Below are 21,367 nucleotides of genomic sequence, written 5' to 3' on the forward strand. Positions count from 1 at the left end.
ATCACTAAGGAAATTCATAGAATGGCTATCGAGATCAAAGCCCCTACCTTCCCGGAATCGGTCGCTGACGGCACCGTCGCCACCTGGCACAAGAAGCCCGGCGAAGCGGTCAAGCGTGACGAACTGCTGGTCGACATCGAGACCGACAAGGTCGTGCTGGAAGTCGTGGCACCTGCCGATGGCGTGCTGGCCGAAATCCTGAAGAACGAAGGCGATACCGTGCTGAGCGAAGAAGTCATCGCTCGCGTGGAAGAGGGCGCCGCTGCCGCCGCTGCTCCGGCTGCCCAGCCGGCCGCTGCCAGCGCTCCGGCCGCCGCCCCGGCTGCCGGTGGTGAAGAGGATCCGATCCTGGCCCCCGCCGCGCGCAAGATCGCCGAAGAGAACGGGATCGACCCGGCTACCCTGGTCGGCACCGGCAAGGGCGGTCGCATCACCAAGGAAGACGCCGTCGCTGCCGTCGAGGCCAAGAAGTCCGGCGCCGCCGCTCCGGCTGCCAAGCCCGCTGCTGCTGCCGCTCCGGTGGTGACCGCCGCTGGCGACCGCACCGAGAAGCGCGTGCCCATGACCCGCCTGCGGGCCAAGGTCGCCGAGCGCCTGGTCGAAGCCCAGTCCAGCATGGCCATGCTGACGACCTTCAACGAGGTCAACATGAAGCCGATCATGGACCTGCGCTCCAAGTACAAGGACATGTTCGAGAAGAAGCACAACGGCGTGCGCCTGGGCTTCATGTCCTTCTTCGTCAAGGCCGCCACCGAGGCGCTCAAGCGTCAGCCGGGCGTCAACGCCTCCATCGACGGCAACGACATCGTCTACCACGGCTATCAGGACATCGGCGTGGCCGTATCCAGCGACCGTGGCCTGGTGGTTCCGGTGCTGCGCAACGCCGAGTTCATGAGCCTGGCGGAAGTGGAAGGCACCATCGCCGACTTCGGCAAGAAGGCCAAGGCCGGCAAGCTGACCATGGAAGACATGCAGGGCGGCACCTTCACCATCTCCAACGGTGGTGTCTTCGGTTCGCTGCTGTCCACCCCCATCGTCAACCCGCCGCAGACCGCGATCCTGGGCATGCACAAGATCCAGGAACGCCCCATGGCGGTGAACGGCCAGGTAGTGATCCTGCCGATGATGTATCTTGCGCTGTCCTACGACCATCGCCTGATCGATGGCAAGGAAGCCGTGACCTTCCTGGTCACCATGAAGGACCTGCTGGAAGACCCGGCTCGTCTGCTGCTGGACATCTGATCCGGCTCTCGCGGTGCGGGGCAGGGGCCGCGCACCGCTTCAAGTTTTCCTGCCTGAAGCTGCTCCAAGGGGATTAGTGTATGAGCGACAAATTCGACGTAGTGGTGATCGGCGCCGGCCCTGGTGGCTACGTGGCCGCCATCCGCGCCGCGCAGCTCGGTCTGAAGACGGCCTGTGTCGAGCGCTACAAGGGCAAGGAAGGCAAGGTCGCCCTGGGCGGCACCTGCCTGAACGTGGGTTGCATTCCCTCCAAGGCGCTGCTGGACAGCTCCTACAAGTACCACGAGGCGCACGAGGGCTTTAAGGTCCACGGCATCGACGCGCCGAACGTCACCATCGACGTGCCCACCATGATCGGCCGCAAGGACCAGATCGTGAAGAACCTCACCGGCGGCGTAGCCACCCTGTTCAAGGCGAACGGCGTGACCCTGCTGGAAGGCAACGGCAAGCTGCTGTCCGGCAAGAAGGTCGAAGTCACCGGTCTGGACGGCAACGTCCAGGTGGTCGAGGCCGAGAACGTCATCCTGGCGTCCGGCTCGCGTCCCATCGACATCCCGCCAGCTCCGGTGGACCAGAAGGTCATCGTCGATTCCACCGGCGCCCTGGAATTCCAGAGCGTGCCCAAGCGTCTGGGCGTGATCGGTGCCGGCGTCATCGGTCTGGAGCTGGGTTCGGTCTGGGCCCGCCTGGGCGCCGAAGTCACCGTGCTGGAAGCCCTGGACAAGTTCCTGGTCGCCGCCGATGAGCAGGTGTCCAAGGAAGCCTACAAGATCCTCTCCAAGCAGGGTCTGAACATCCGCATGGGTGCGCGTGTGACCGGTTCCCAGGTCAACGGCGAAGAAGTCACCGTGCACTACACCGAAGCCGGTGAAGAAAAGCAGATCACCTTCGATCGTCTGATCGTCGCCGTGGGCCGTCGTCCGGTCACCACCGACCTGCTGGCCTCCGACAGCGGCGTGGAAAGCGACGAGCGTGGCTACATCTACGTCGACGACCATTGCGCCACCAGCGTGCCGGGCGTGTTCGCCATCGGTGACTGCGTTCGCGGTCTGATGCTGGCCCACAAGGCCTCGGAAGAGGGCGTGATGGTCGCCGAGCGCATCGCCGGTCACAAGGCCCAGATGAACTACGATCTGGTCCCCTCGGTGATCTACACCCACCCGGAAATCGCGTGGGTCGGCAAGACCGAGCAGGCCCTGAAGGCCGAAGGCGTCGAAGTCAACGTCGGCACCTTCCCCTTCGCGGTCAGCGGTCGTGCCCTGGCGGCCAACGACACCGCCGGCTTCGTCAAGGTCGTGGCCGATGCCAAGACCGATCGCGTCCTGGGCGTCCATGTGGTCGGCCCGAGCGCGGCGGAGCTGGTGCAGCAAGGCGCCATCGCCATGGAATTCGGCACCAGCGCCGAAGACCTGGGCATGATGGTGTTCTCGCACCCGACGCTGTCCGAGGCGCTGCACGAAGCGGCCCTGGCGGTGAACGGTCATGCGATCCACGCAGTGAATCGCAAGAAGCGGTAAGAGATTTACGGAACCACGGGGTCGCCGACCGCCGTGGAGCCCTGAGGGCTCCACCGCAGGAAGGCGCCTCGGACCCTTGCGAGGGCAGGGGTCACAGGTGGCGCGGTGCCCGCGACCGTCCGGAGGACGGCACGGATAACGCACAGCGTCTAATGCGCAATACCCAACGAAGACGGTAGACAAGCATGAATCTCCACGAGTATCAGGGTAAGCAGCTGTTCGCTGAATACGGCCTGCCCGTTTCCAAAGGCTACGCTGTCGACACCCCCCAGGAGGCCTACGAGGCTTGCGGCCGTATCGGCGGCGAAGAGTGGGTCGTCAAGGCCCAGGTACATGCCGGTGGCCGTGGCAAGGCCGGTGGCGTGAAGCTGGTCAAGAGCAAGGAAGAAGCCAAGGAATTCGCCGCCAAGTGGCTGGGCCAGCGTCTGGTGACCTACCAGACCGACGCCAACGGTCAGCCGGTCAGCAAGATCCTGGTCGAATCCTGCACCGACATCGACAAGGAGCTCTATCTGGGCGCCGTGGTCGATCGTTCCAGCCGCCGCATCGTGTTCATGGCGTCCACCGAAGGTGGCGTGGACATCGAGAAGGTCGCTCACGACACTCCGGAAAAGATTCTCAAGGCCACCATCGATCCGCTGGTGGGCGCTCAGCCCTACCAGGGTCGCGACCTGGCCTTCCAGCTGGGCCTGAAAGGTGACCAGATCAAGCAGTTCACCCAGATCTTCGTCGGTCTGGCCAAGCTGTTCCAGGACTACGATCTGGCTCTGCTGGAAGTGAACCCGCTGGTGATCAAGAAGGACGGCAACCTGCACTGCCTGGATGCCAAGATCAACATCGACAGCAACGCCATCTACCGTCAGCCCAAGCTGCGCGCCTTCCACGACCCGTCGCAGGACGACGCCCGTGAAGCCCATGCGCAGAAGTGGGAACTGAACTACGTGGCCCTGGAAGGCAGCATCGGCTGCATGGTCAACGGTGCCGGTCTGGCCATGGGTACCATGGACATCGTCAACCTGCACGGCGGCAAGCCGGCCAACTTCCTGGACGTTGGCGGCGGCGCGACCAAAGAGCGCGTGACCGAAGCGTTCAAGATCATCCTGTCCGACAGCAACGTGAAGGCCGTTCTGGTGAACATCTTCGGCGGCATCGTGCGCTGCGACATGATCGCCGAAGGCATCATCGGTGCCGTGAAGGAAGTCGGCGTGAAGGTGCCGGTCGTGGTTCGCCTGGAAGGCAACAACGCCGAACTCGGTGCCAAGGTCCTGGCCGAAAGTGGCCTGAACATCATCGCGGCAACCAGCCTGACCGACGCTGCCCAGCAGGTCGTCAAGGCCGCGGAGGGTAAGTAATGAGCGTCCTGATCAACAAAGACACCAAGGTCATCTGCCAGGGCTTCACCGGTAGCCAGGGTACCTTCCACTCCGAACAGGCCATCGCCTACGGCACCCAGATGGTCGGCGGCGTGACCCCCGGAAAGGGCGGCTCCACCCACCTCGGCCTGCCGGTGTTCAACACCGTCAAGGAAGCCGTGGAAGCCACCGGCGCCGATGCTTCGGTGATCTACGTTCCGGCTCCCTTCTGCAAGGACTCCATCCTGGAAGCGGCCTTCGGCGGCATCAAGCTGATCGTCTGCATCACCGAGGGTATCCCCACCCTCGACATGCTGGATGCCAAGGTGAAGTGCGACGAGCTGGGCGTACGCCTGATCGGCCCGAACTGCCCCGGCGTCATCACCCCCGGCGAGTGCAAGATCGGCATCATGCCCGGTCACATTCACCTGCCGGGCAAGGTCGGTATCGTGTCGCGTTCCGGCACCCTGACCTATGAAGCCGTGAAGCAGACCACCGACGCCGGCTTCGGCCAGTCCACCTGCGTGGGCATCGGCGGCGACCCCATCCCGGGCTCGAACTTCATCGATATCCTGAAGCTGTTCCAGGAAGATCCGCAGACCGAAGCCATCGTGATGATCGGCGAGATCGGCGGCAGCGCTGAAGAAGAGGCCGCGGCCTTCATCAAGGCCAACGTGACCAAGCCGGTGGTGTCCTACATCGCTGGTGTCACCGCACCGCCCGGCAAGCGCATGGGCCACGCCGGCGCCATCATCTCCGGCGGCAAGGGCACTGCGGACGAGAAGTTCGCCGCCCTGCAGGACGCCGGTGTGAAGACCGTGCGTTCCCTGGCCGACATCGGCAAGGCCCTGGCCGAGCTGACCGGTTGGGAAGTCAAGAAGGCCTGAGCCTGACCGACTGTAAAAAGGCCGCCTTCGGGCGGCCTTTTTCATGGGCGCTGCGATGACGCCTCATCAGCTGCCGGCTGCCTTTTCGCCGGTAATTCGTTAGGATGGCAACCTTCCGCTCCAACGGCCACACCGTGGCCCCACCAAGACCTGCTCCCATGAGGGCGGGCTGCCTCGTTTTCCTCATTGCTGGTACTGCCTTCCATGAAAGCTTTGCAAAGCCGGGATGTCCTGGCCCTTGGATTCATGACGTTCGCGTTGTTCGTCGGCGCGGGCAACATCATCTTTCCCCCGATCGTCGGCCTGCAGGCGGGCGAGCACGTCTGGAGCGCAGCCCTGGGCTTTCTGCTGACCGCGGTCGGCCTGCCGGTGCTGACGCTGATCGCCCTGGCGCGAGTCGGCGGTGGCATGGACGCCCTGAGCAAGCCGCTCGGCCAGACCGCCGCCCGCACCCTGGCCATCGTCTGCTACCTGTCGGTGGGTCCGCTGTTCGCCACGCCGCGCACCGCCACGGTGTCCTTCGAGGTCGGCGTCGCGCCGCTGCTGGGCAATGGCCCCATCCCGCTGTTCCTCTACAGCCTGGCCTACTTCCTGGTGGTGCTGGGGGTCTCGCTCTATCCGGGACGCCTGCTCGACACCGTGGGGCGCTTTCTCGGTCCGCTGAAGATCCTGGCGCTGGCGGTACTGGGCGGTGCGGCGCTGTTCTGGCCGGCGGGCGGACCTGTCACGGCGGCGCCGGACTACGCCTCGCGGGCGCTGTCCCAGGGCTTCGTCAACGGCTACCTGACCATGGATACCCTGGGCGCCCTGGTGTTCGGCATCGTTATCGTCAACGCCATTCGCGCCCGGGGCGTGACTGCGCCGCAGCTGCTGACGCGCTACACCATCATCGCCGGTCTGATCGCCGGCGTCGGGCTGGTGCTGGTCTACCTGAGTCTGTTCCAGCTCGGCGCCGGCAGCGGGGTGCTGGTACCCCATGCCAGCAATGGCGCCGAGGTGCTGCATGCCTATGTGCAGCATACCTTCGGCAGCGTCGGCAGCGACTTCCTGGCGGTGCTGATCACCCTGGCCTGTCTGGTCACGGCGGTGGGCCTTACCTGCGCCTGCGCGGAGTTCTTCAGCGAATTCCTGCCATTCAGCTATCGCAGTCTGGTGGTCCTGCTGGCGGCCTTCTCGCTGCTGGTATCCAACCTGGGGCTGACGCAGCTGATCCAGATCTCGGTGCCGATCCTCACCGCCATCTATCCGCCCTGCATCGCCCTGGTGGTGCTGAGCTTCTTTACCGCCCGCTGGGCGGCGCCCGGGCGCATCCTCGGCCCGGTGCTACTGGTGGCCCTGGCCTTCGGTATCCTCGATGGCCTGCAGGCCGCGCACCTGACGGTGCCCTATCTGAGTGGTGCCGGGCAGTGGCTGCCGCTGGCCGACTCGGGCCTGGGCTGGCTGTTGCCGGCCGTGGTGGTGGGTCTTGCCGCCCTCGTCCTGGAAAGTCTGAGACGTAGCGGGCGCGCGCCCGAGAGTGAAGCCGAGCCGGATCCTTCGCGCTCCTGAATCGGTCGCCCACAAAAAAGCCCGCAGCAGCGGGCTTTTTTCATATCCGATCGGCTTACGGCTTGGGCTGGGTAGCCGGCGCGGTGCCGTTGGTGGTCCCGGTAGCCGGGCTCACCGAGGTGGCTTCGCCTTTGGATTGCTCCTTGGCAGCTTCGTTGGCAGCTTCGTTGCGCTGCTCGGCAGCCTTGTTGCTCTGCTCAGCGGCTTTGTTCAGGTTTTCCTGGGCTTTCTGTTCGGTCTTGGCAGCATCCTGAGCCTTGTTTTCGGAAGGCTTGTCACAGGCGGCGAGGCCGAAGGCGGCAGTGAAGAGCAGGGCGATGGCAAAGGGCTTTTTCATGTGTTTTCTCCTTATGAACTACACGACAGCCGTTCGAACGCACCGTTAAAAGTTAAGTTCCGCGTCTAGCTCCAGCATCGCGCAAATTCCTACCTGCATCGCGAACCGAGCGCGCCAAGGTTGAAATGTCACCGCGCGCCCCCATCTCCGCGACATCGCCAGGCATCTGGTGCGTACCTATCGATAGCGGAGTTCGTAGCATGAGTGTGGAGACTCAAAAGGAAACCCTAGGCTTCCAGACCGAAGTGAAGCAGCTGCTTCACCTGATGATTCACTCGCTGTATTCCAACAAGGAAATCTTCCTGCGCGAATTGATTTCCAACGCCTCCGACGCGGCCGACAAGCTCAGATTCGAGGCCCTGTCCAAGCCCGAACTGCTCGAAGGCGGGGATACGCTGAAGATTCGCCTGAGCTTCGACAAGGAGGCCGGCACGGTCACCCTCGAAGACAATGGCATCGGCATGAGCCGCGAAGAGGTGATCGCTCACCTCGGCACCATCGCCAAGTCCGGCACCGCCGATTTCCTGAAGAATCTCAGCGGTGACCAGAAGAAGGATTCCAACCTCATCGGTCAATTCGGCGTGGGCTTCTATTCGGCCTTCATCGTCGCCGACCAGGTAGATGTCTACACCCGTCGCGCCGGCCAGCCGGCCGCCGAGGGCGTGCATTGGTCGTCCAAGGGGGAAGGGGAGTTCGAGGTCGCGACCATCGACAAGCCCGAGCGCGGTACCCGCATCGTGCTGCACCTCAAGCCCGAGGAAATCGAATTCGCCGATGGCTGGCGCCTGCGCAACGTGGTCAAGAAGTATTCCGACCACATCGGCCTGCCCATCGAGCTGCCGAAGGAGCAGCAGGGTGGCGAGGACGAGCAGCCGGCCGCAGCCGAGTGGGAAACCGTCAACCGCGCCAGCGCGCTCTGGACCCGTCCGCGTACCGAACTCAAGGACGAGGACTACCAGGAGTTCTACAAACATGTCGGCCATGATTTCGAGAATCCCCTGACCTGGAGCCACAACAAGGTCGAGGGCAAGCTCGAATACACCTCACTGCTGTACGTGCCGGCCCGCGCGCCCTTCGATCTGTACCAGCGCGAAGCGCCCAAGGGCCTCAAGCTCTATGTGCAGCGCGTCTTCATCATGGATCAGGCCGACCAGTTCCTGCCGCTGTACCTGAGATTCATCAAGGGTGTGGTGGATTCCAACGACCTGTCGCTCAACGTGTCCCGCGAGATCCTGCAGAAGGATCCGGTGATCGACTCCATGAAGTCGGCGCTGACCAAGCGCGTGCTGGACATGCTGGAGAAGCTGGCCAAGAGCGAGCCGGAGAAGTACCAGTCGTTCTGGGGCCACTTCGGCCAGGTGCTCAAGGAAGGTCCGGCGGAAGACTTCGCCAATCGCGAGAAGATCGCCGGTCTGCTGCGTTTCGCCTCGACCCATAACGGCGACGATGCCCAGAACGTGTCCCTGGCCGACTACATTGGCCGCATGAAGGACGGTCAGGACAAGATCTACTACCTGACCGGCGAGAGCCACGCCCAGATCAAGAACAGCCCGCACCTGGAAGTCTTCCGCAAGAAGGGTGTCGAGGTGCTGCTGCTGACCGATCGCATCGACGAGTGGCTGATGAGCTATCTCACCGAATTCGACGGCAAGCATTTCGTCGACGTCGCCCGTGGCGATCTGGATCTCGGCAAGCTGGACAGCGAAGAAGACAAGCAGGCCCAGGAAGAGGTCGCCAAGACCAAGGAAGGCCTGGTCGAGCGCCTCAAGCAGGCCCTGGAGGCCCAGGTCAGCGAAGTCCGCGTCTCCCATCGCCTGACCGATTCGCCGGCGATCCTGGCCATCGGCGAGCAGGACCTCGGCTTGCAGATGCGCCGGATCCTGGAAGCCAGCGGCCAGAAGGCCCCGGATTCCAAGCCGATCTTCGAGATCAATCCGCAGCACCCGCTGATCGAGAAACTCGATGGCGAGCCTGACGAGGACCGCTTCGCCGACCTGTCGCACATCCTGTTCGATCAGGCAGCGCTGGCCGCGGGCGACAGCCTCAAGGATCCCGCCGCCTATGTCCGCCGGTTAAACAAACTGCTGGTGGAATTGTCCGCTTAACAACGAAGAAGCCCGCCTCGGCGGGCTTCTTTCTATCCACCTTCTGGAGGACCCCATGGTCGAAGTCACTGTAAAACCCGTCGCCTACGAAATCGATGGCCAGCCGTTCGAGAGCCAGCTGGTGTATGCCACCAGCGGCAATCCCACCCGCCCGGGCGTGCTCCTGGCGCCCAACTGGATGGGGGTATCCCATGGCGCCGTCGAGCAGGCCAAGGGCCTGGCCGAGGCCGACGGCCTGGCCTACCTGGTGGTGGATTTCTATGGTCGCAACGTGCGTCCGCAAAACGCCGACGAAGCCCTGGCGGCCATGACGCCGATCCGCGGCGATCGCGCGCTGCTGCGCCAGCGCATGCAGGCGGCCTATGCGGCCCTGGTCGCCCAGGCCGAGACGGCGGCGGTGGATGTCCATCAGATCGCCGCCATCGGCTTCTGCTTTGGTGGCTGCGCGGCGCTTGAACTGGCCCGTGACGGCGCGGCGCTGAGCGCCGTGGTGACCTTCCACGCCAATCTGGATACGCCCAACCCGGCCGATGCCGCCCGGATCACCGGCCCGGTGCTGGTGCTGCACGGCGCCTCCGATCCGCTGGTGCCGGACGAGCAACTCACTGGTTTCCGCCAGGAGATGGATGCCGCCCAGGTGGACTGGCAACTGCTGAGCTATGGTGGCGCGGTGCATTCCTTCACCGATCCCGAAGCCAACAATCCGGGCAAGCAGCAGTACCACCCGGTGGTGGCCAAGCGCGCCTTCCTGGCGATGCACAACCTGTTCGACGAAGTCTTCGCCCAGGGCTGAGGCTTTCGCAGCCTGCCTGCCGGAACCCGGATCGGGGCCGGCAGGATCAGCCGCGGATGACTTCCTGGGTGAAGTCCAGCGGACCGCGGCAGCGCCGGCACAGATAGCGCCGTCCCTTGCGCACCAGCGCGTGACGCTGGGCGGTGAATTCGAAGCGACCGTCGGGGCAGTTGCAGCGATACAGGTACAGGGTGCGTACGCGTTGCGGCAACTCGTAGGTATGGCAGCGATCCGGCGGCAGGCCATAGACCCCGCGCATGATCAGCTGCCACTCCTCGCCATGCGGGCGGATGCCGCCACCGAACAGCTGATGCGCCACCAGATGCGCCACCTCGTGGGCGACGGTCTGCTCGAGGAAGTGGGCGCGATTTTCCTGATAGAGCTGCCGGTTGAATCTCAGCCGATTCTCGGTGAGATGGGCGACGCCGGCGCGCTGGCCACGCAGGGCCAGGCTGACCTCGGGGCGAGGGAAGCGGCGTTTGAAGAAGGCCTCGGCCTGCCGATAGCAGTCTTCGACCCGGGCTGTGAGTTGTTCAGGCATGGGCAACCTCTGGCGAGGCGGGTGATTATGCCGAAGCCCGTGCCTGCACCCTAGCGTCCGCGGTCGGCTGGTGGCCGTAGTGCCGCCTCAGCGTATCCATGGCGGCATTGATGGCCTGCAGTCGGCCGGTGCTGCCACCGTGATCGGGGTGATGACGGCTGGCCAGCTGGCGATAGCGGCGGCGGATCTGGCCATAGTCCGCCGAGCGATCGAGTCCTAGCAGGCGCAGGGCCTCCAGCAGTTCGGACTCACCGTTGACCAAGGCCCAGAAGTGATTGAGCAGGTTGGCCACGTCTTCCGGAGTGGTGGTCTCCAGCTGGGTGACATCGAGGTAGTAGGCGCGTAGCGGATCGGCCACCACCAGCCCGGCACGGGCGCGCAGATAGGGGCGCAATTCGATGCGCAGGGCGCTGATGACCAGTTCGGCGCGCTGCTCGGCGCGGAGTTGATCGCGCAGTCGATAGAGGGCGTTGAAGACGCGGAAGTGCAGGCGGAAGAGTTCGTAGTTGTCGGTCACCGGGCGCGGCGGGATCAGCGGTGATCCCGCCCGGCGCAAGGCCTGCAGCAACTCGTACTCCGACAGGCTGGACTGGGCCCTGAGCAGTTCCTGGTGGAGCGCCGTCATGAGCGCCTGGGCTTCGCTCATGGCTGCCGGTCGCCATGGACTGACGTTCGGGGTAGGGCGGCGGACGCTTTGCGCGTAAAATGCCGGCCTTTCGTTTTTTCCTTTCGCGGATTCATCCATGGGCACCCTTTCGGTCAACCAGAACAAGCTGCAGAAACGCCTGCGCCGTCTTACCGGCGAAGCCATCGCCGACTACAACATGATCGAGGACGGCGACAAGGTCATGGTCTGCCTGTCCGGTGGCAAGGACAGCTACACCCTGCTCGACATGCTGCTCTACTTGCAGAAGGTCGCACCGATTCGCTTCGAGATCGTGGCGGTCAACCTCGACCAGAAGCAGCCGGGCTTTCCTGAACACGTTTTACCTCAGTACCTGAAGGAACTGGGGGTCGAGTACCACATTCTGGAACGTGATACCTATTCCGTGGTGAAGGAAAAGATTCCCGAGGGCAAGACCACCTGTTCGCTGTGCTCGCGCCTGCGGCGGGGCATCCTCTACACCTTCGCCGACGAGATCGGCGCGACGAAGATGGCGCTCGGCCATCATCGCGACGACATGGTAGAAACCTTCTTCCTCAATTTGTTCCATGGCGGCACGCTCAAGGCCATGCCACCCAAGCTGCGCGCCGACGACGGGCGCAACGTGGTGATCCGTCCGTTGGCCTATTGCAACGAGAAGGACATCGAGGCCTACGCCGTCTTGCGCGAATTTCCCATCATTCCCTGCAACCTCTGCGGCTCCCAGGAGAACCTGCAGCGCAAGGTGGTCAAGGAGATGCTGCTGGAGTGGGAGCGCAAGACGCCAGGGCGTACCGAGATCATGTTCCGCGCCCTGCAGAACGTGGTGCCCTCGCAACTGGCCGATCGCGAGCTGTTCGACTTCGCCAGTCTCAGGGTCGATGACAGCGCCACGCCGCGCTTCGTCCAGGTGATGAATCTCTGATGCGGGACTACGCCTGGCTGCTCGAATACGCCCTCAATCGCTGCGGCTCCCGAGCGGCCCTGGAGGCACGGCTGCCGCAACCGGTCGACGCCGCCACCCTGGCGTCCGTGGGCGATGACCGCTATCTGTCGCTGCTGACCCGGCGCATCTTTCGCGCCGGACTCAAGCACAGCCTGGTGGACGCCAAGTGGCCGGCCTTCGAGGAGGTCTTCTTCGGCTTCGATCCGGAGAAGGTGGTGCTCATGGGCGGCGAGCGTCTGGAGCGGCTGATGCAGGACGCCCGTCTGATCCGCCACCTGGGCAAGTTGCGCAGCGTGCCGATCAACGCCCAGATGGTGCTGGACTTCCAGCGCAGTCACGGCAGCTTCGGCCAGTTGCTGGCCGAATGGCCGACGCAGGACATCGTTGGCCTCTGGGAGCTGCTGACCAAGCGTGGCAATCAGCTGGGTGGCCTGTCAGCGCAGCGCTTCCTGCGCATGGCTGGCAAGGACACCTTTCTGGCGACTGACGACGTGGTGACGGCACTCAAGGCGCAGAACATCCTCGACAAGGCGCCCACCGCCAAGCGCGATCGGCAGAAGATGCAGGAGGCCTTCAAGCTCTGGCAGGAACAGAGCGGCCGCCCGCTCTGCCAGCTGTCGGTGATGCTGGCCCTGACGGTGAATCATTGACCGACGCCCTGGTGCGTGCCCAAGGCCTGCTGCAGCGGGCCGGTCGGGTGCTGTTCATCACCGGGGCGGGGCTGTCCGCCGATTCGGGACTGCCGACCTATCGCGGCCTGGGCGGGCTGTACAACGGCCTCACCGAAGAGGGCATCCCCATCGAGGCGGCGCTCTCGGGCAGCATGCTCCGGCAGCGTCCGGAGCTCTGCTGGCGCTACCTGGCGCAACTCGGCCGGGCCTGCGCTGCGGCCAGGCCCAATGCGGCGCACCAGGCGATCACCGACTTCGGTGTCAGTCACCCCGGCAGCTGGGTGCTGACGCAGAACATCGACGGCTTTCATCGGCAGGCAGGCTTTCCGCCAGAGCGGCTGATCGAGATCCATGGACAACTGGAGCCGCTCGCCTGCATGAGTTGCGCGCAGACGGTCGCGGATGCCCAAGATCACCTGGCCGGTCCGCTGCCGCCGCGCTGTCCCGCATGCGGCGGCATCCTGCGGCCACCGGTGGTGCTGTTCGAGGAAGCCCTGCCGGCCACTGAGCTGCAACGTCTGCAGGAGGCGATGGAGGAGGGCTTCGACCTGGTGATCGCCGTCGGCACCACGGCCGCCTTCGGCTATATCCAGGCGCCGATTGGCCAGACCCTGGCGCAGGGTGGTGACCTCATCGAAATCAACCCGGACCGCTCGTCGCTGAGTGGCTTGGCGACCGTTCAGATCAAAAAAAGGGCCGTAGACGTCCTTCCTCGGCTTTTGAGTCACATCGGAGGCTAAAAAAACTTGCCATCTGTGATCCAGGTCGGCAAGGTGTCGAAACTTTGAGAAAACGACACGGTCGTGCCCATGCCAAGGAAACGCTTCGCACCCCTCGTGCCCCTGTCTTTTGTCTGTCTGCTCGCCGCCTGTGCGAGTGCGCCGCAAAGTCCTGACATCGCCGTTGCCCCTGATCAGTCCTCTACCTCCCGGACCTTCCAGACCGCCTCGCTGCATGGTCTGGGTGGTGCTGGCAACGGTTCCGCCGCGGTGGAGACCGAGAGCGCTCAGCAACGTCCGGTCTTCCCCCATACCCAGTCGCCGCATCAACTGGATTGGGATCGCGAGGTCGGTCCGCGTCAGGCGCTGCCGAATCTAGCGGACCAGATCCTCAATCGTGCCACCCAGCTGGTGGGCACGCCCTATCGCCGCGGCGGCAGCACCCTGGCCGGTTTCGATTGCAGCGGTTTCGTCAATTACGTCTTTCGCGAGCGGGCCGGCATGACCCTGCCGCGCTCCACCCGCGAGATCATCGATCTCGAAGTACCGGTAGTCAGCAAGAACGATCTGGAACCTGGCGATCTGTTGCTGTTCAATAGCAACGGCCGTGGCCGGGTCAGTCACACCGGTATCTACATGGGCGAGGGCAAGTTCATCCATTCCTCCAGTCGCCGCAGCGGCGGGGTGCGGGTGGACAGCCTGGACGACCAGTACTGGAAGGTGAGTTTCCTGGAAGGCAAGCGCGTATTGCGCTGAGGCGTATCGCCGCGATCTCCGCCGGTGCGCTTCGAGGACCCGTCGAGGCTGCGTGGCAGGCCGACGGTGATCGATGGATAACTAAGGATGTCTCCAATGCCGCATGCGGCTCGCCTCGGATTGTATTGCGCCTTCGTGCTGCTGGCCGCCTGTGCCGGCAGGCCGCCCCAGGCACCCGCACCGGTCGCCCCGGTCGTCTCCCGCCCCCTGCTGGAAAGCCAGGCCCAGGCCGCCAACGATGTGCTCTTTCGGGCCATTGGCCTGGTCGGCACTCCCTATCGCTACGGCGGCAATACCCCGGCGGGTGGCTTCGATTGCAGCGGGCTGATCGGCTACGTCTATCGCGATGCGGCCGGGGTGACCCTGCCGCGTTCGACCCGCGAGATGATCACCCTCGGCTCGCCCAATGTGGCGCGCAATGCCCTGCAGCCCGGTGATCTGATCTTCTTCGCCACCGCCGGTGGCCGTCAGGTCAGCCATGCCGGCATCTACGTCGGGGAAGGGCGCTTCGTCCATGCACCGCGCACGGGCGGGACGGTGCGCCTGGACAGCCTGGCCAAGCCCTATTGGCAGAACAGCTATCTGCAGGCCAAGCGCGTGCTGGTCACGCCGAGTCTCGCCGGCGGCTATTGAACCCCGTTCCGCCCGGGCCGCTCGAATAGGCATCCAGCCCGTGCGGAGCCCATCATGCCCCAGGCGATACGTCTGCCGCCCCAGCCGGCTCGTTGCGAGCTGTGCGGTAGGGCGGCGCCGCTCACCCGCCATCACCTGATCCCTCGCTCGCTGCACGACAAGGCCTACGTGCGCAAGAGATTCGACCGCGTCAGCCGGATCACCGCCACCCTCTGGGTCTGCCGACCCTGCCACAACCATATCCACCAGACCTTCGACGAAAAGACCCTGGCGCTGGAATACAACAGCCGCGAGTTGCTGCTCAGCGATGCGCGCATTCGCCAGTTCGTCGACTGGCTGGCGGCCAAGCCCGATGGCTTCGTGCCCAAGCGTTGAGTAATACCACCCCTATAGTGCTTGGGCGTGGGAGGTCTTCCTTCCTGTCCTGAGTGCGGGTAATCAGAATCGGTGGTTGCTGGCGACTCACAGCTCTCGCGCCAGGGCGCAGCCGGAATGGAGCAGGATTGTAAAGGCCGCAGTTGACGTGCGGGCCGAAACTGTCGCCTGCATCTCACCTCCAGGGGCGAACGCCACGGGCGCTTGCCGCTGCGATTAGGATGACGGCAACGCCACGGCGGAATCCGCCCGTCCGGTTCGACCTCAAGAGGAGAGCTGATGAGATCCCTGGCCCTGCCCCTGTTGGCGGGGATGCTGCTCCTGTCCAAGGCCGCGCCGGTGCGCGCCGACGAGGCGACCCTGGCGCGGGGCGAATACCTGACCCGGCTGGGCAACTGCCAGGGCTGTCATACCCGTCCCGACGGTGCACCCTTCGCCGGTGGTGTCGCCTTCGATACGCCTTTTGGCCGTCTTTACTCAAGCAATATCACGCCGGATCGCGAGCACGGCCTGGGCGACTGGACGGCGGACGAGTTTCGCCGCGCCTTGCACGACGGGCTGGGGCGCGATGGTGAGCAGCTCTATCCGGCCTTTCCCTATACGGCCTTTACCCGCCTGAGCGACGAGGACATCGCCGGGATCTTCGCCTATCTGCAGATCCAGCGACCGGTGCCCTATGCGCCGCCCGCCAACGGCCTGCGCTTTCCCTTCGATCAGCGCGCGCTGATCCGCGGTTGGAAATGGCTCAACTTCACGCCGGGTCCGTTACCGGTTACTGCCGATGCGCAGGTGGCGCAGGGCGCCTACCTGGCCGAGGCGGTGGGGCATTGCCAGGAATGCCACACGCCGCGGACCTGGAGCCAGGGTCTCGACAGCGGCCGGGCCTATGCCGGGGCGACCCAGCAGGGCTGGACCGCCTGGAATCTCACCGCGGACCCGCGCGGCCTCGGCGGCTGGAGCGATGCCAAGCTCGCCAGCTATCTGCGCGAAGGCCATCAGCGCGGCGAGGCTGTGGCGGCGGGCCCCATGGCCGAGGTGGTGAGCGGCGGTACCCGCCATCTGAACGATGCGGATCTCGGTGCCCTGATCGCCTATCTGCGGACCCTACCAGCGCAGCCCGGAGCGGTGCCGGCGCGTGCCGAGGTGCAGCCACCCGGTGAAACCGGGCCGCTCACTGCCGCCGAGGCGGAAAGTGCGGCCTTGCTGCAATCCGCCTGCGCCAGCTGTCATGCGCCGGACGACCAGGGGCCGGCCGGTCCCTATCCGCGCTCCTTCAGCAACTATTCGGCGGTGCGCGATCCGGCAGGAACCAACCTGGTGCGCGTGCTGCTCGACGGGCTCGACCGCCAGGGACGCACCGAGCACGCCTTCATGCCAGCCTATCGGGAGTTGCTCAGCGATCAGCAACTGGCCGATCTGGCCACCTACATCGGCCGCCGCTTTGGTGGTCACGCCGCCGATATTCGTCCCGAGGACGTGGCGGCGGCGCGCGAACGGGAGCACTAGCGGTGGCGGTCCTCGAACTCAAGGTCAATGGCGAGTCGCGACAGCTCGACGTCGATCCACGCATGCCTCTGCTGGACGCCCTGCGCGACGAACTGGGGCTCAAGGGGCCGAAATTCGGCTGCGGACTGGGCGAGTGTGGCGCCTGTACGGTGCTGGCGGATGGCAAGCCGGTGCGTGCCTGTCTGCTGCCGGCGGCGTCCTTTGCCGGTCGCGAGCTGCTGACCCTGGAAGGCCTGGGTACGCCCGATGCTCCCCATGCCTTGCAGCAGGCCTTTATCGAAGAGCAGGCGGCGCAGTGCGGCTATTGCATCCCTGGCATGGTGATGACCGCCCAGGCGCTGCTCGCCCGGGTGCCCGATCCCAGCGATGCGCAGATCCGCCAGGCGCTGGCGGCCAATTTCTGTGGCTGCGGGACCCACTATCGCATCCTGCGCGCGGTCAAGCGGGCGGCGGTGCTCTTGCGCGACGGGCAGGCCCCGGCATGACGCTGTCCCGCCGCACCTTTCTCGGCGGCAGCGCGGTGCTGCTGCTGGGCTTCAGCCTGCAGCGACCGGTCGCCGCCCAGGTATTGCCCGCACCTACTGACACTGCGAGCCTGGCCAAGACCCTCGATCAGCGCCAACTGGATGCCTGGCTGGCGGTGGATGCCCAGGGCCAGGTCATCGTCTACAGCGGCAAGGTGGAACTGGGTACCGGGGTCAGCACGGCGCTGCGGCAGATCGTGGCCGAGGAACTCTGCGTGGCCTTTGCCGCCACCCGGTTGATCCAGGGCGATACCCGGCTGACGCCCGACCAGGGCATCACCGCCGGCAGCAAGAGCCTGCAGGTGGGCGGCGCCCAGTTGCGCAAGGCCGCCGCCAGCGCGCGGCAATTCCTGTTTCTGGAAGGAGCGCGGCGCCTGGGGCTGGATCTGGCGGTGGTGGACACGGTGGATGGCCGGGTGGTCTATCGTGGCGATCCCACCGGGCGTTTCGTCAGCTATGGCGAGCTGGTCGGCGGACGGCCGCTGGGGCGGCTGGTCAATCAGGCGGTGCGGACCCGCGCCGTCAAGGACTATCGCCTGGTCGGGACCTCGGTGCCGCGGGAAGACATCCCGGCCAAGCTGTTCGGCAGCTTCGCTTACGTCCACGACCTGCGCCTGCCCGGCATGCTGCACGGTTGCGTGGTGCGGCCGCCCTGCATCGGTTCGGCGCGGTTGGCGGGGGTGAGTGTTCGCGGTATCGATGCCAGCGCGCTGCCGGCGGGCGCTCAGCTGGTGTACGAGGGCGCCTTCGTCGCGGTGGTGGCCGAGCAGCCCTGGCTGGCGCGCCAGGGCGCGGCGGCGCTGCGGGTGGACTGGAGCCTGGTGCCGGACCTGCCCCTGCCAGGCGAACTCTATGCCCGGCTGGAAGCCAAGGCCGGACCGGCCGACCTCCAGCAGGAGGCCGGCGATGTCGCGGGGGAGTTGGCCAACGCCGCCCAGCGCCTGGACGCCGAGTATCGCTGGCCCTATCAGAATCACGATTCCATCGGTCCGTCCTGCGCGGTGGCAGAGGTGCGTGCCGACGGCGCCACCGTCTGGAGCGGTACCCAGGGCGTCTATCAGCTCCGGGCGGCGCTGGCGGATCTGCTGGCGCTGCCGGAAGACAGCATCCATGTCATCTACCAGCAGGCGTCGGGTTGCTATGGCCATAACGGCGCCGATGACGCGGCGGCCGATGCGGCGCTGCTCTCCAAGCTGTGCGGCCGTCCGGTCCGGGTGCAATGGAGTCGCGCCGACGAACACGGCTGGAATCCCAAGGGACCGGCCATGCTGATGCGCCTGGCCGGCGGCCTGAGCGCGGCCGGCGATCTGCTGGCCTGGCGCTTCGCCAACTGGACGCCCACCCACCTGACCCGCCCCAACGGCCAGACCGGCAAGGCGGCGCTGCTCGCCGGACAACTGGCCTACAATCTGCCGCTCAAGGGTGGGCGGGGCGGTGGCAATCGCAATGCGCCGCTGGACTACGACCTGCTCAATGTCCAGGTGGCGACCCACTGGCTGGAAGCCGGGGATTCGCCGCTGCGACCCTCGGCCCTGCGCGCCCTGGGGGCGGTCGGCAATACCTTCGCCAACGAATCCTTCATGGACGAACTGGCCCTGGCGGCCGGGGTTGATCCGCTGGAATTCCGCCTGCGCTATCTGCAGGACCCCCGCGCCCGGGCGGTGCTGCAGGCCGCCACGGCCAAGGCCGGTTGGCGACCGTCGGCCCGGCAGGAAAAGACCTGGGACGGCGCCCTGGCGAAAGGTCAGGGTCTGGCCTTCCTGCGCTATGAGAACGAGAACGCCTATGTGGCCGCCGTGGTCGAGGTGACGGTGAGCGAGGCGGCGGGGATCCGCGTCACCCGGGTGGTGGTGGCCCATGACTGCGGGCTGATCGTCAATCCGGATGGCCTGCGCAACCAGCTGGAAGGCTGCGTGGTACAGGGCATCGCCCGGACCCTCAAGCAGGCGGTGCGCTTCGATCAGCAGGGGGTGACCAGTCTGGAGTGGGGCGCCTATCCGCCGCTGACCTTCAACGAATTGCCCGAGCTGGAACTGGAGCTGATCGATCGGCCGGAAGAGCCGGCGGTGGGGGCCGGGGAGGCCACCACCGCCGCCATCCCAGCGGCCATCGCCAATGCCGTGGCGGCGGCGACCGGTCTGCGCCTGCGCGAGGTACCGCTGAATCGCCAGCGTCTGCGCGAGGCGCTGGCCGCCCGCCGCTAGGCGCGTTTCAGCCGCTGCTTGAAGAACAGCGCGGCGCCGGCGCCCAGCACGGCGACCACCGCCGCGCCGATCCACAGCGACTCGTTGCCGACGAAGCTGAAGTGGTTGGCGCCCTTGGCCGCCAGATAACCCGGGCCCATCATCAGTGGCGCCCAGACGATGGCCGAGAGCACGTTGGCCGACTGGAAGCGCAGCTGGTTCATCGCCATCATCCCGGCCACCAGGGGCACGGTGTTGCGGATCATGGTCAGGAAGCGCCCGCCGAAGACCGCGAAGAAGCCATAGCGGCGGAAGAACAGCCGGGTCCGGGCCACCTGCTTGCGATAGCGGCGAAAGGGCGGGCGGTGGACGATGCTGGGACCGAGCCAGCGGCCGATGACATAGGAGCAGATGTCGCCGAGGATGGCGCCGACGATGGCGGCCAGCACCAGCGGCACCGGCGAGAGCACCCCGGAGCCGGCCAGGCCGCCGACCACCAGCAGCAGCGCCGTGGCCGGAATGAAGACGCCCAGCAGCACCAGGGACTCGCCAAAGGCGAGTAGGCCGACGAGCAGCGGTGCCCAGGCCTGGTGGGTTTCGATAAAGCCAAGCAGCGATTGCGTCAGGGATTCCATGGGAGGCCACTCTTGCCGAAAGTCCTAAGACTACGCGGCGCCCGTGGCCTGCCAGCCGTTTCAACAGCTTGAATCAATTTCCATTGCTGGAAGTGCGCGCGAGCGCGCATAGGCGTCCCGGTCGGACGCCTCAGCCTTCCGCGAGGGCGTCCTGCGCAGCCTGCCAGCGCAGTGCGTGACGCTCGCCGACGACGAAACGATCGCCCTGGAAGTCCCAGCGCTCCACGTCCACGGTCTTCTCCGTTCCTTCGCCGACCAGCAGGCGATTGAAGGAGTTGGGCGAGGTGCCGCGCACGCGCGATGAGAGGGCGGTGCCGGCCTGCACGATCCAGACCTCGCGGGGGAGGGTGGGGTACTGGCGACTCAGCGGCAGCACATAGGGCAGGTGGATATGGCCGCCCATCACCAGATCCAGGCCGGCATCGGCCCAGGTGGCCAGGGCGTGATCGGCATTGTGCTGCAGATTGCTCAGGTCGCTGAGTTCGAGGGCGCCGAAGGGCTGGTGGGCGATGACGATGCGCAACTTGCCCGGGCCTGCGCGGCGCAGGCGTTCGGCGACGCGCTCAATCTGCTCGGTGCTCACCGCACCATCCTTGTGGCGTCGCGGGGCGGTGGTGTTGAGTCCGACCAGCAGGAGCTCGTCGTTCTCGAAACTGGGCTCGAGGTCCTGGCCGAAATGGCGGCGATAGTTGCCATAGGGCGTCAGGAAACGAGCGAAGACATTGTACAGCGGCAGGTCGTGATTGCCCGGGATCACCAGGGTGCGGGGAATGCCGTAGCTTTCCAGGCGTTCGACGAAGGTCTTGGCGGCGGCGAATTGCTCGCGGCGGGCACGCTGGGTGATGTCCCCGGAAAGGATGAGGACATCGGCGCCGTGTTCGCGGACATGGGCTTCCAGGGCCGCGACCACGGCGGGTTGCTCGGTGCCGAAGTGGGTATCGGAGATTTGCAGGAGGGTCGTCATGAGGACCTGGTTTCCAACGGATTCCCCTTTACGACCGCAACGGACGCCAAGCTATCCGGCGAAGGCTAGTTAGACTTCGCCGTCGTGGTGCCAGGCGTCATGCAGATCGGAGGCGTTGGCTTCGCCGACTTCGGCGCGGGCCTTGAGCCAGTCCAGCAGCGCGGTACGGTCTTCCGCGGTGGGCGAGGTGTAGCGCTTGTTGGCCATGATGGTGCCTTCGACCCAGGCGTTGTCGAAGCCGCCGATGTAGTCCAGCTTGCGCTCTTCGACGTAGTCGATGAAGTCGCCCAGGAAGGTGTCCAGATCGTCTTCGCTGAGTTCGTTCTTGAAGCTCACCTTGATTTCAAAGGCCAGTTCCTGGAATTCGCCCAGGTACTGCTTCTTGCGCAGGCGACGCTTCATGCGGCTCAAACGGGGATCTTGGTTGGTATCGGTCATGGCGAAGGCCTGGATATCGATGAAAGGGCGGGCATTATCCCTGGCGTCGCCG

22 protein-coding genes are annotated in these 21,367 nt (G+C 65.5%); 16 read left to right on the plus strand and 6 right to left on the minus strand.

Annotated elements, in window-relative coordinates; all coding sequences use genetic code 11:
• Nucleotides 1-21 precede the first annotated feature (21 nt).
• The 5 genes from odhB (at nt 22) to brnQ (ending at nt 6,546) form a co-directional block, all read left to right on the plus strand.
• Nucleotides 22-1,242, plus strand: coding sequence for a 2-oxoglutarate dehydrogenase complex dihydrolipoyllysine-residue succinyltransferase (odhB, locus tag QKY98_RS13925; protein ID WP_007159251.1), 1,221 nt, complete (start codon nt 22-24; stop codon nt 1,240-1,242).
• An 80-nt stretch (nt 1,243-1,322) separates the two neighbouring features.
• The gene (gene lpdA / locus QKY98_RS13930) at nt 1,323-2,759 is read left to right on the plus strand and encodes a dihydrolipoyl dehydrogenase (protein ID WP_007159250.1); all 1,437 of its coding nucleotides are present in this window, start codon (nt 1,323-1,325) and stop codon (nt 2,757-2,759) included.
• Between the two features lie 185 nt (nt 2,760-2,944).
• On the plus strand, nt 2,945-4,111 hold the full coding sequence (gene sucC, locus QKY98_RS13935) for an ADP-forming succinate--CoA ligase subunit beta (protein WP_284671080.1): 1,167 nt from the start codon (nt 2,945-2,947) through the stop codon (nt 4,109-4,111).
• Nucleotides 4,111-4,998, plus strand: coding sequence for a succinate--CoA ligase subunit alpha (sucD, locus tag QKY98_RS13940; RefSeq protein ID WP_027596951.1), 888 nt, complete (start codon nt 4,111-4,113; stop codon nt 4,996-4,998). Before sucC ends, sucD begins: the two co-directional genes overlap by 1 nt.
• A gap of 204 nt (nt 4,999-5,202) precedes the next feature.
• A complete protein-coding gene (gene brnQ / locus QKY98_RS13945; protein ID WP_284671081.1) occupies nt 5,203-6,546 on the plus strand; it encodes a branched-chain amino acid transport system II carrier protein in 1,344 nt (447 codons plus the stop codon).
• A 55-nt stretch (nt 6,547-6,601) separates the two neighbouring features.
• Here the strand turns inward: brnQ and QKY98_RS13950 are convergent, their stop codons facing one another.
• A complete protein-coding gene (locus QKY98_RS13950) occupies nt 6,602-6,883 on the minus strand; it encodes a hypothetical protein (RefSeq protein WP_027596949.1) in 282 nt (93 codons plus the stop codon).
• A 200-nt stretch (nt 6,884-7,083) separates the two neighbouring features.
• On the opposite strand from QKY98_RS13950, the gene htpG reads away from it, so the two are divergent.
• A complete protein-coding gene (htpG, locus tag QKY98_RS13955; RefSeq protein WP_115946029.1) occupies nt 7,084-8,988 on the plus strand; it encodes a molecular chaperone HtpG in 1,905 nt (634 codons plus the stop codon).
• A gap of 55 nt (nt 8,989-9,043) precedes the next feature.
• The gene (locus tag QKY98_RS13960; RefSeq protein ID WP_027596947.1) at nt 9,044-9,781 is read left to right on the plus strand and encodes a dienelactone hydrolase family protein; all 738 of its coding nucleotides are present in this window, start codon (nt 9,044-9,046) and stop codon (nt 9,779-9,781) included.
• A 46-nt stretch (nt 9,782-9,827) separates the two neighbouring features.
• Here the strand turns inward: QKY98_RS13960 and QKY98_RS13965 are convergent, their stop codons facing one another.
• Together QKY98_RS13965 and QKY98_RS13970 are read right to left on the minus strand one after the other, a co-directional pair.
• The gene (locus tag QKY98_RS13965; RefSeq protein ID WP_256326414.1) at nt 9,828-10,328 is read right to left on the minus strand and encodes a SprT family zinc-dependent metalloprotease; all 501 of its coding nucleotides are present in this window, start codon (nt 10,326-10,328) and stop codon (nt 9,828-9,830) included.
• Nucleotides 10,329-10,347: 19 nt separating this feature from the next.
• Nucleotides 10,348-10,968 carry a DNA-J related domain-containing protein gene (locus tag QKY98_RS13970; RefSeq protein ID WP_074584423.1) on the minus strand — a complete coding sequence of 207 codons (621 nt, stop codon included), beginning with the start codon at nt 10,966-10,968 and terminating at the stop codon, nt 10,348-10,350.
• Between the two features lie 97 nt (nt 10,969-11,065).
• Between QKY98_RS13970 and ttcA the strand changes: the two genes are divergently transcribed.
• The 9 genes from ttcA (at nt 11,066) to QKY98_RS14015 (ending at nt 19,299) form a co-directional block, all read left to right on the plus strand.
• Nucleotides 11,066-11,890, plus strand: coding sequence for a tRNA 2-thiocytidine(32) synthetase TtcA (ttcA, locus tag QKY98_RS13975; RefSeq protein WP_027596944.1), 825 nt, complete (start codon nt 11,066-11,068; stop codon nt 11,888-11,890).
• Nucleotides 11,890-12,561 (plus strand): DNA-3-methyladenine glycosylase I, encoded by a 672-nt coding sequence (locus tag QKY98_RS13980; protein WP_284671082.1) that lies wholly within the window; start codon nt 11,890-11,892, stop codon nt 12,559-12,561. The genes ttcA and QKY98_RS13980 overlap by 1 nt, the downstream gene beginning before the upstream one ends.
• A complete protein-coding gene (locus QKY98_RS13985; protein WP_284671083.1) occupies nt 12,558-13,322 on the plus strand; it encodes an NAD-dependent protein deacylase in 765 nt (254 codons plus the stop codon). Before QKY98_RS13980 ends, QKY98_RS13985 begins: the two co-directional genes overlap by 4 nt.
• 96 nt (nt 13,323-13,418) lie before the next feature.
• A complete protein-coding gene (locus QKY98_RS13990) occupies nt 13,419-14,057 on the plus strand; it encodes a C40 family peptidase (protein WP_081875203.1) in 639 nt (212 codons plus the stop codon).
• A gap of 96 nt (nt 14,058-14,153) precedes the next feature.
• On the plus strand, nt 14,154-14,690 hold the full coding sequence (locus tag QKY98_RS13995; protein ID WP_017638877.1) for a C40 family peptidase: 537 nt from the start codon (nt 14,154-14,156) through the stop codon (nt 14,688-14,690).
• Nucleotides 14,691-14,744: 54 nt separating this feature from the next.
• Entirely contained in the window at nt 14,745-15,065 is a 321-nt protein-coding gene (locus QKY98_RS14000) for a hypothetical protein (RefSeq protein ID WP_007159236.1), read from the plus strand.
• A gap of 279 nt (nt 15,066-15,344) precedes the next feature.
• A complete protein-coding gene (locus QKY98_RS14005) occupies nt 15,345-16,571 on the plus strand; it encodes a c-type cytochrome (protein ID WP_284671084.1) in 1,227 nt (408 codons plus the stop codon).
• A 2-nt stretch (nt 16,572-16,573) separates the two neighbouring features.
• Nucleotides 16,574-17,056 (plus strand): (2Fe-2S)-binding protein, encoded by a 483-nt coding sequence (locus QKY98_RS14010; protein ID WP_145249417.1) that lies wholly within the window; start codon nt 16,574-16,576, stop codon nt 17,054-17,056.
• Nucleotides 17,053-19,299 (plus strand): xanthine dehydrogenase family protein molybdopterin-binding subunit, encoded by a 2,247-nt coding sequence (locus QKY98_RS14015; RefSeq protein WP_284671085.1) that lies wholly within the window; start codon nt 17,053-17,055, stop codon nt 19,297-19,299. Before QKY98_RS14010 ends, QKY98_RS14015 begins: the two co-directional genes overlap by 4 nt.
• Here QKY98_RS14015 and QKY98_RS14020 read toward each other — a convergent pair.
• The 3 genes from QKY98_RS14020 to QKY98_RS14030 form a co-directional block, all read right to left on the minus strand.
• Nucleotides 19,296-19,913 carry a DedA family protein gene (locus QKY98_RS14020; protein WP_284671086.1) on the minus strand — a complete coding sequence of 206 codons (618 nt, stop codon included), beginning with the start codon at nt 19,911-19,913 and terminating at the stop codon, nt 19,296-19,298. The genes QKY98_RS14015 and QKY98_RS14020 overlap by 4 nt on opposite strands.
• Before the next feature lie 130 nt (nt 19,914-20,043).
• The gene (locus QKY98_RS14025; RefSeq protein WP_027596936.1) at nt 20,044-20,877 is read right to left on the minus strand and encodes a metallophosphoesterase family protein; all 834 of its coding nucleotides are present in this window, start codon (nt 20,875-20,877) and stop codon (nt 20,044-20,046) included.
• A gap of 69 nt (nt 20,878-20,946) precedes the next feature.
• Nucleotides 20,947-21,315: a YggL 50S ribosome-binding family protein gene (locus QKY98_RS14030; RefSeq protein ID WP_037007217.1), complete on the minus strand. Its 369-nt coding sequence runs from the start codon at nt 21,313-21,315 to the stop codon at nt 20,947-20,949.
• Between the last annotated feature and the right edge of the window lie 52 nt (nt 21,316-21,367).

Source organism: Pseudomonas sp. HR1 (assembly GCF_030175875.1).
GTDB lineage: Bacteria > Pseudomonadota > Gammaproteobacteria > Pseudomonadales > Pseudomonadaceae > Chryseomonas > Chryseomonas oryzihabitans.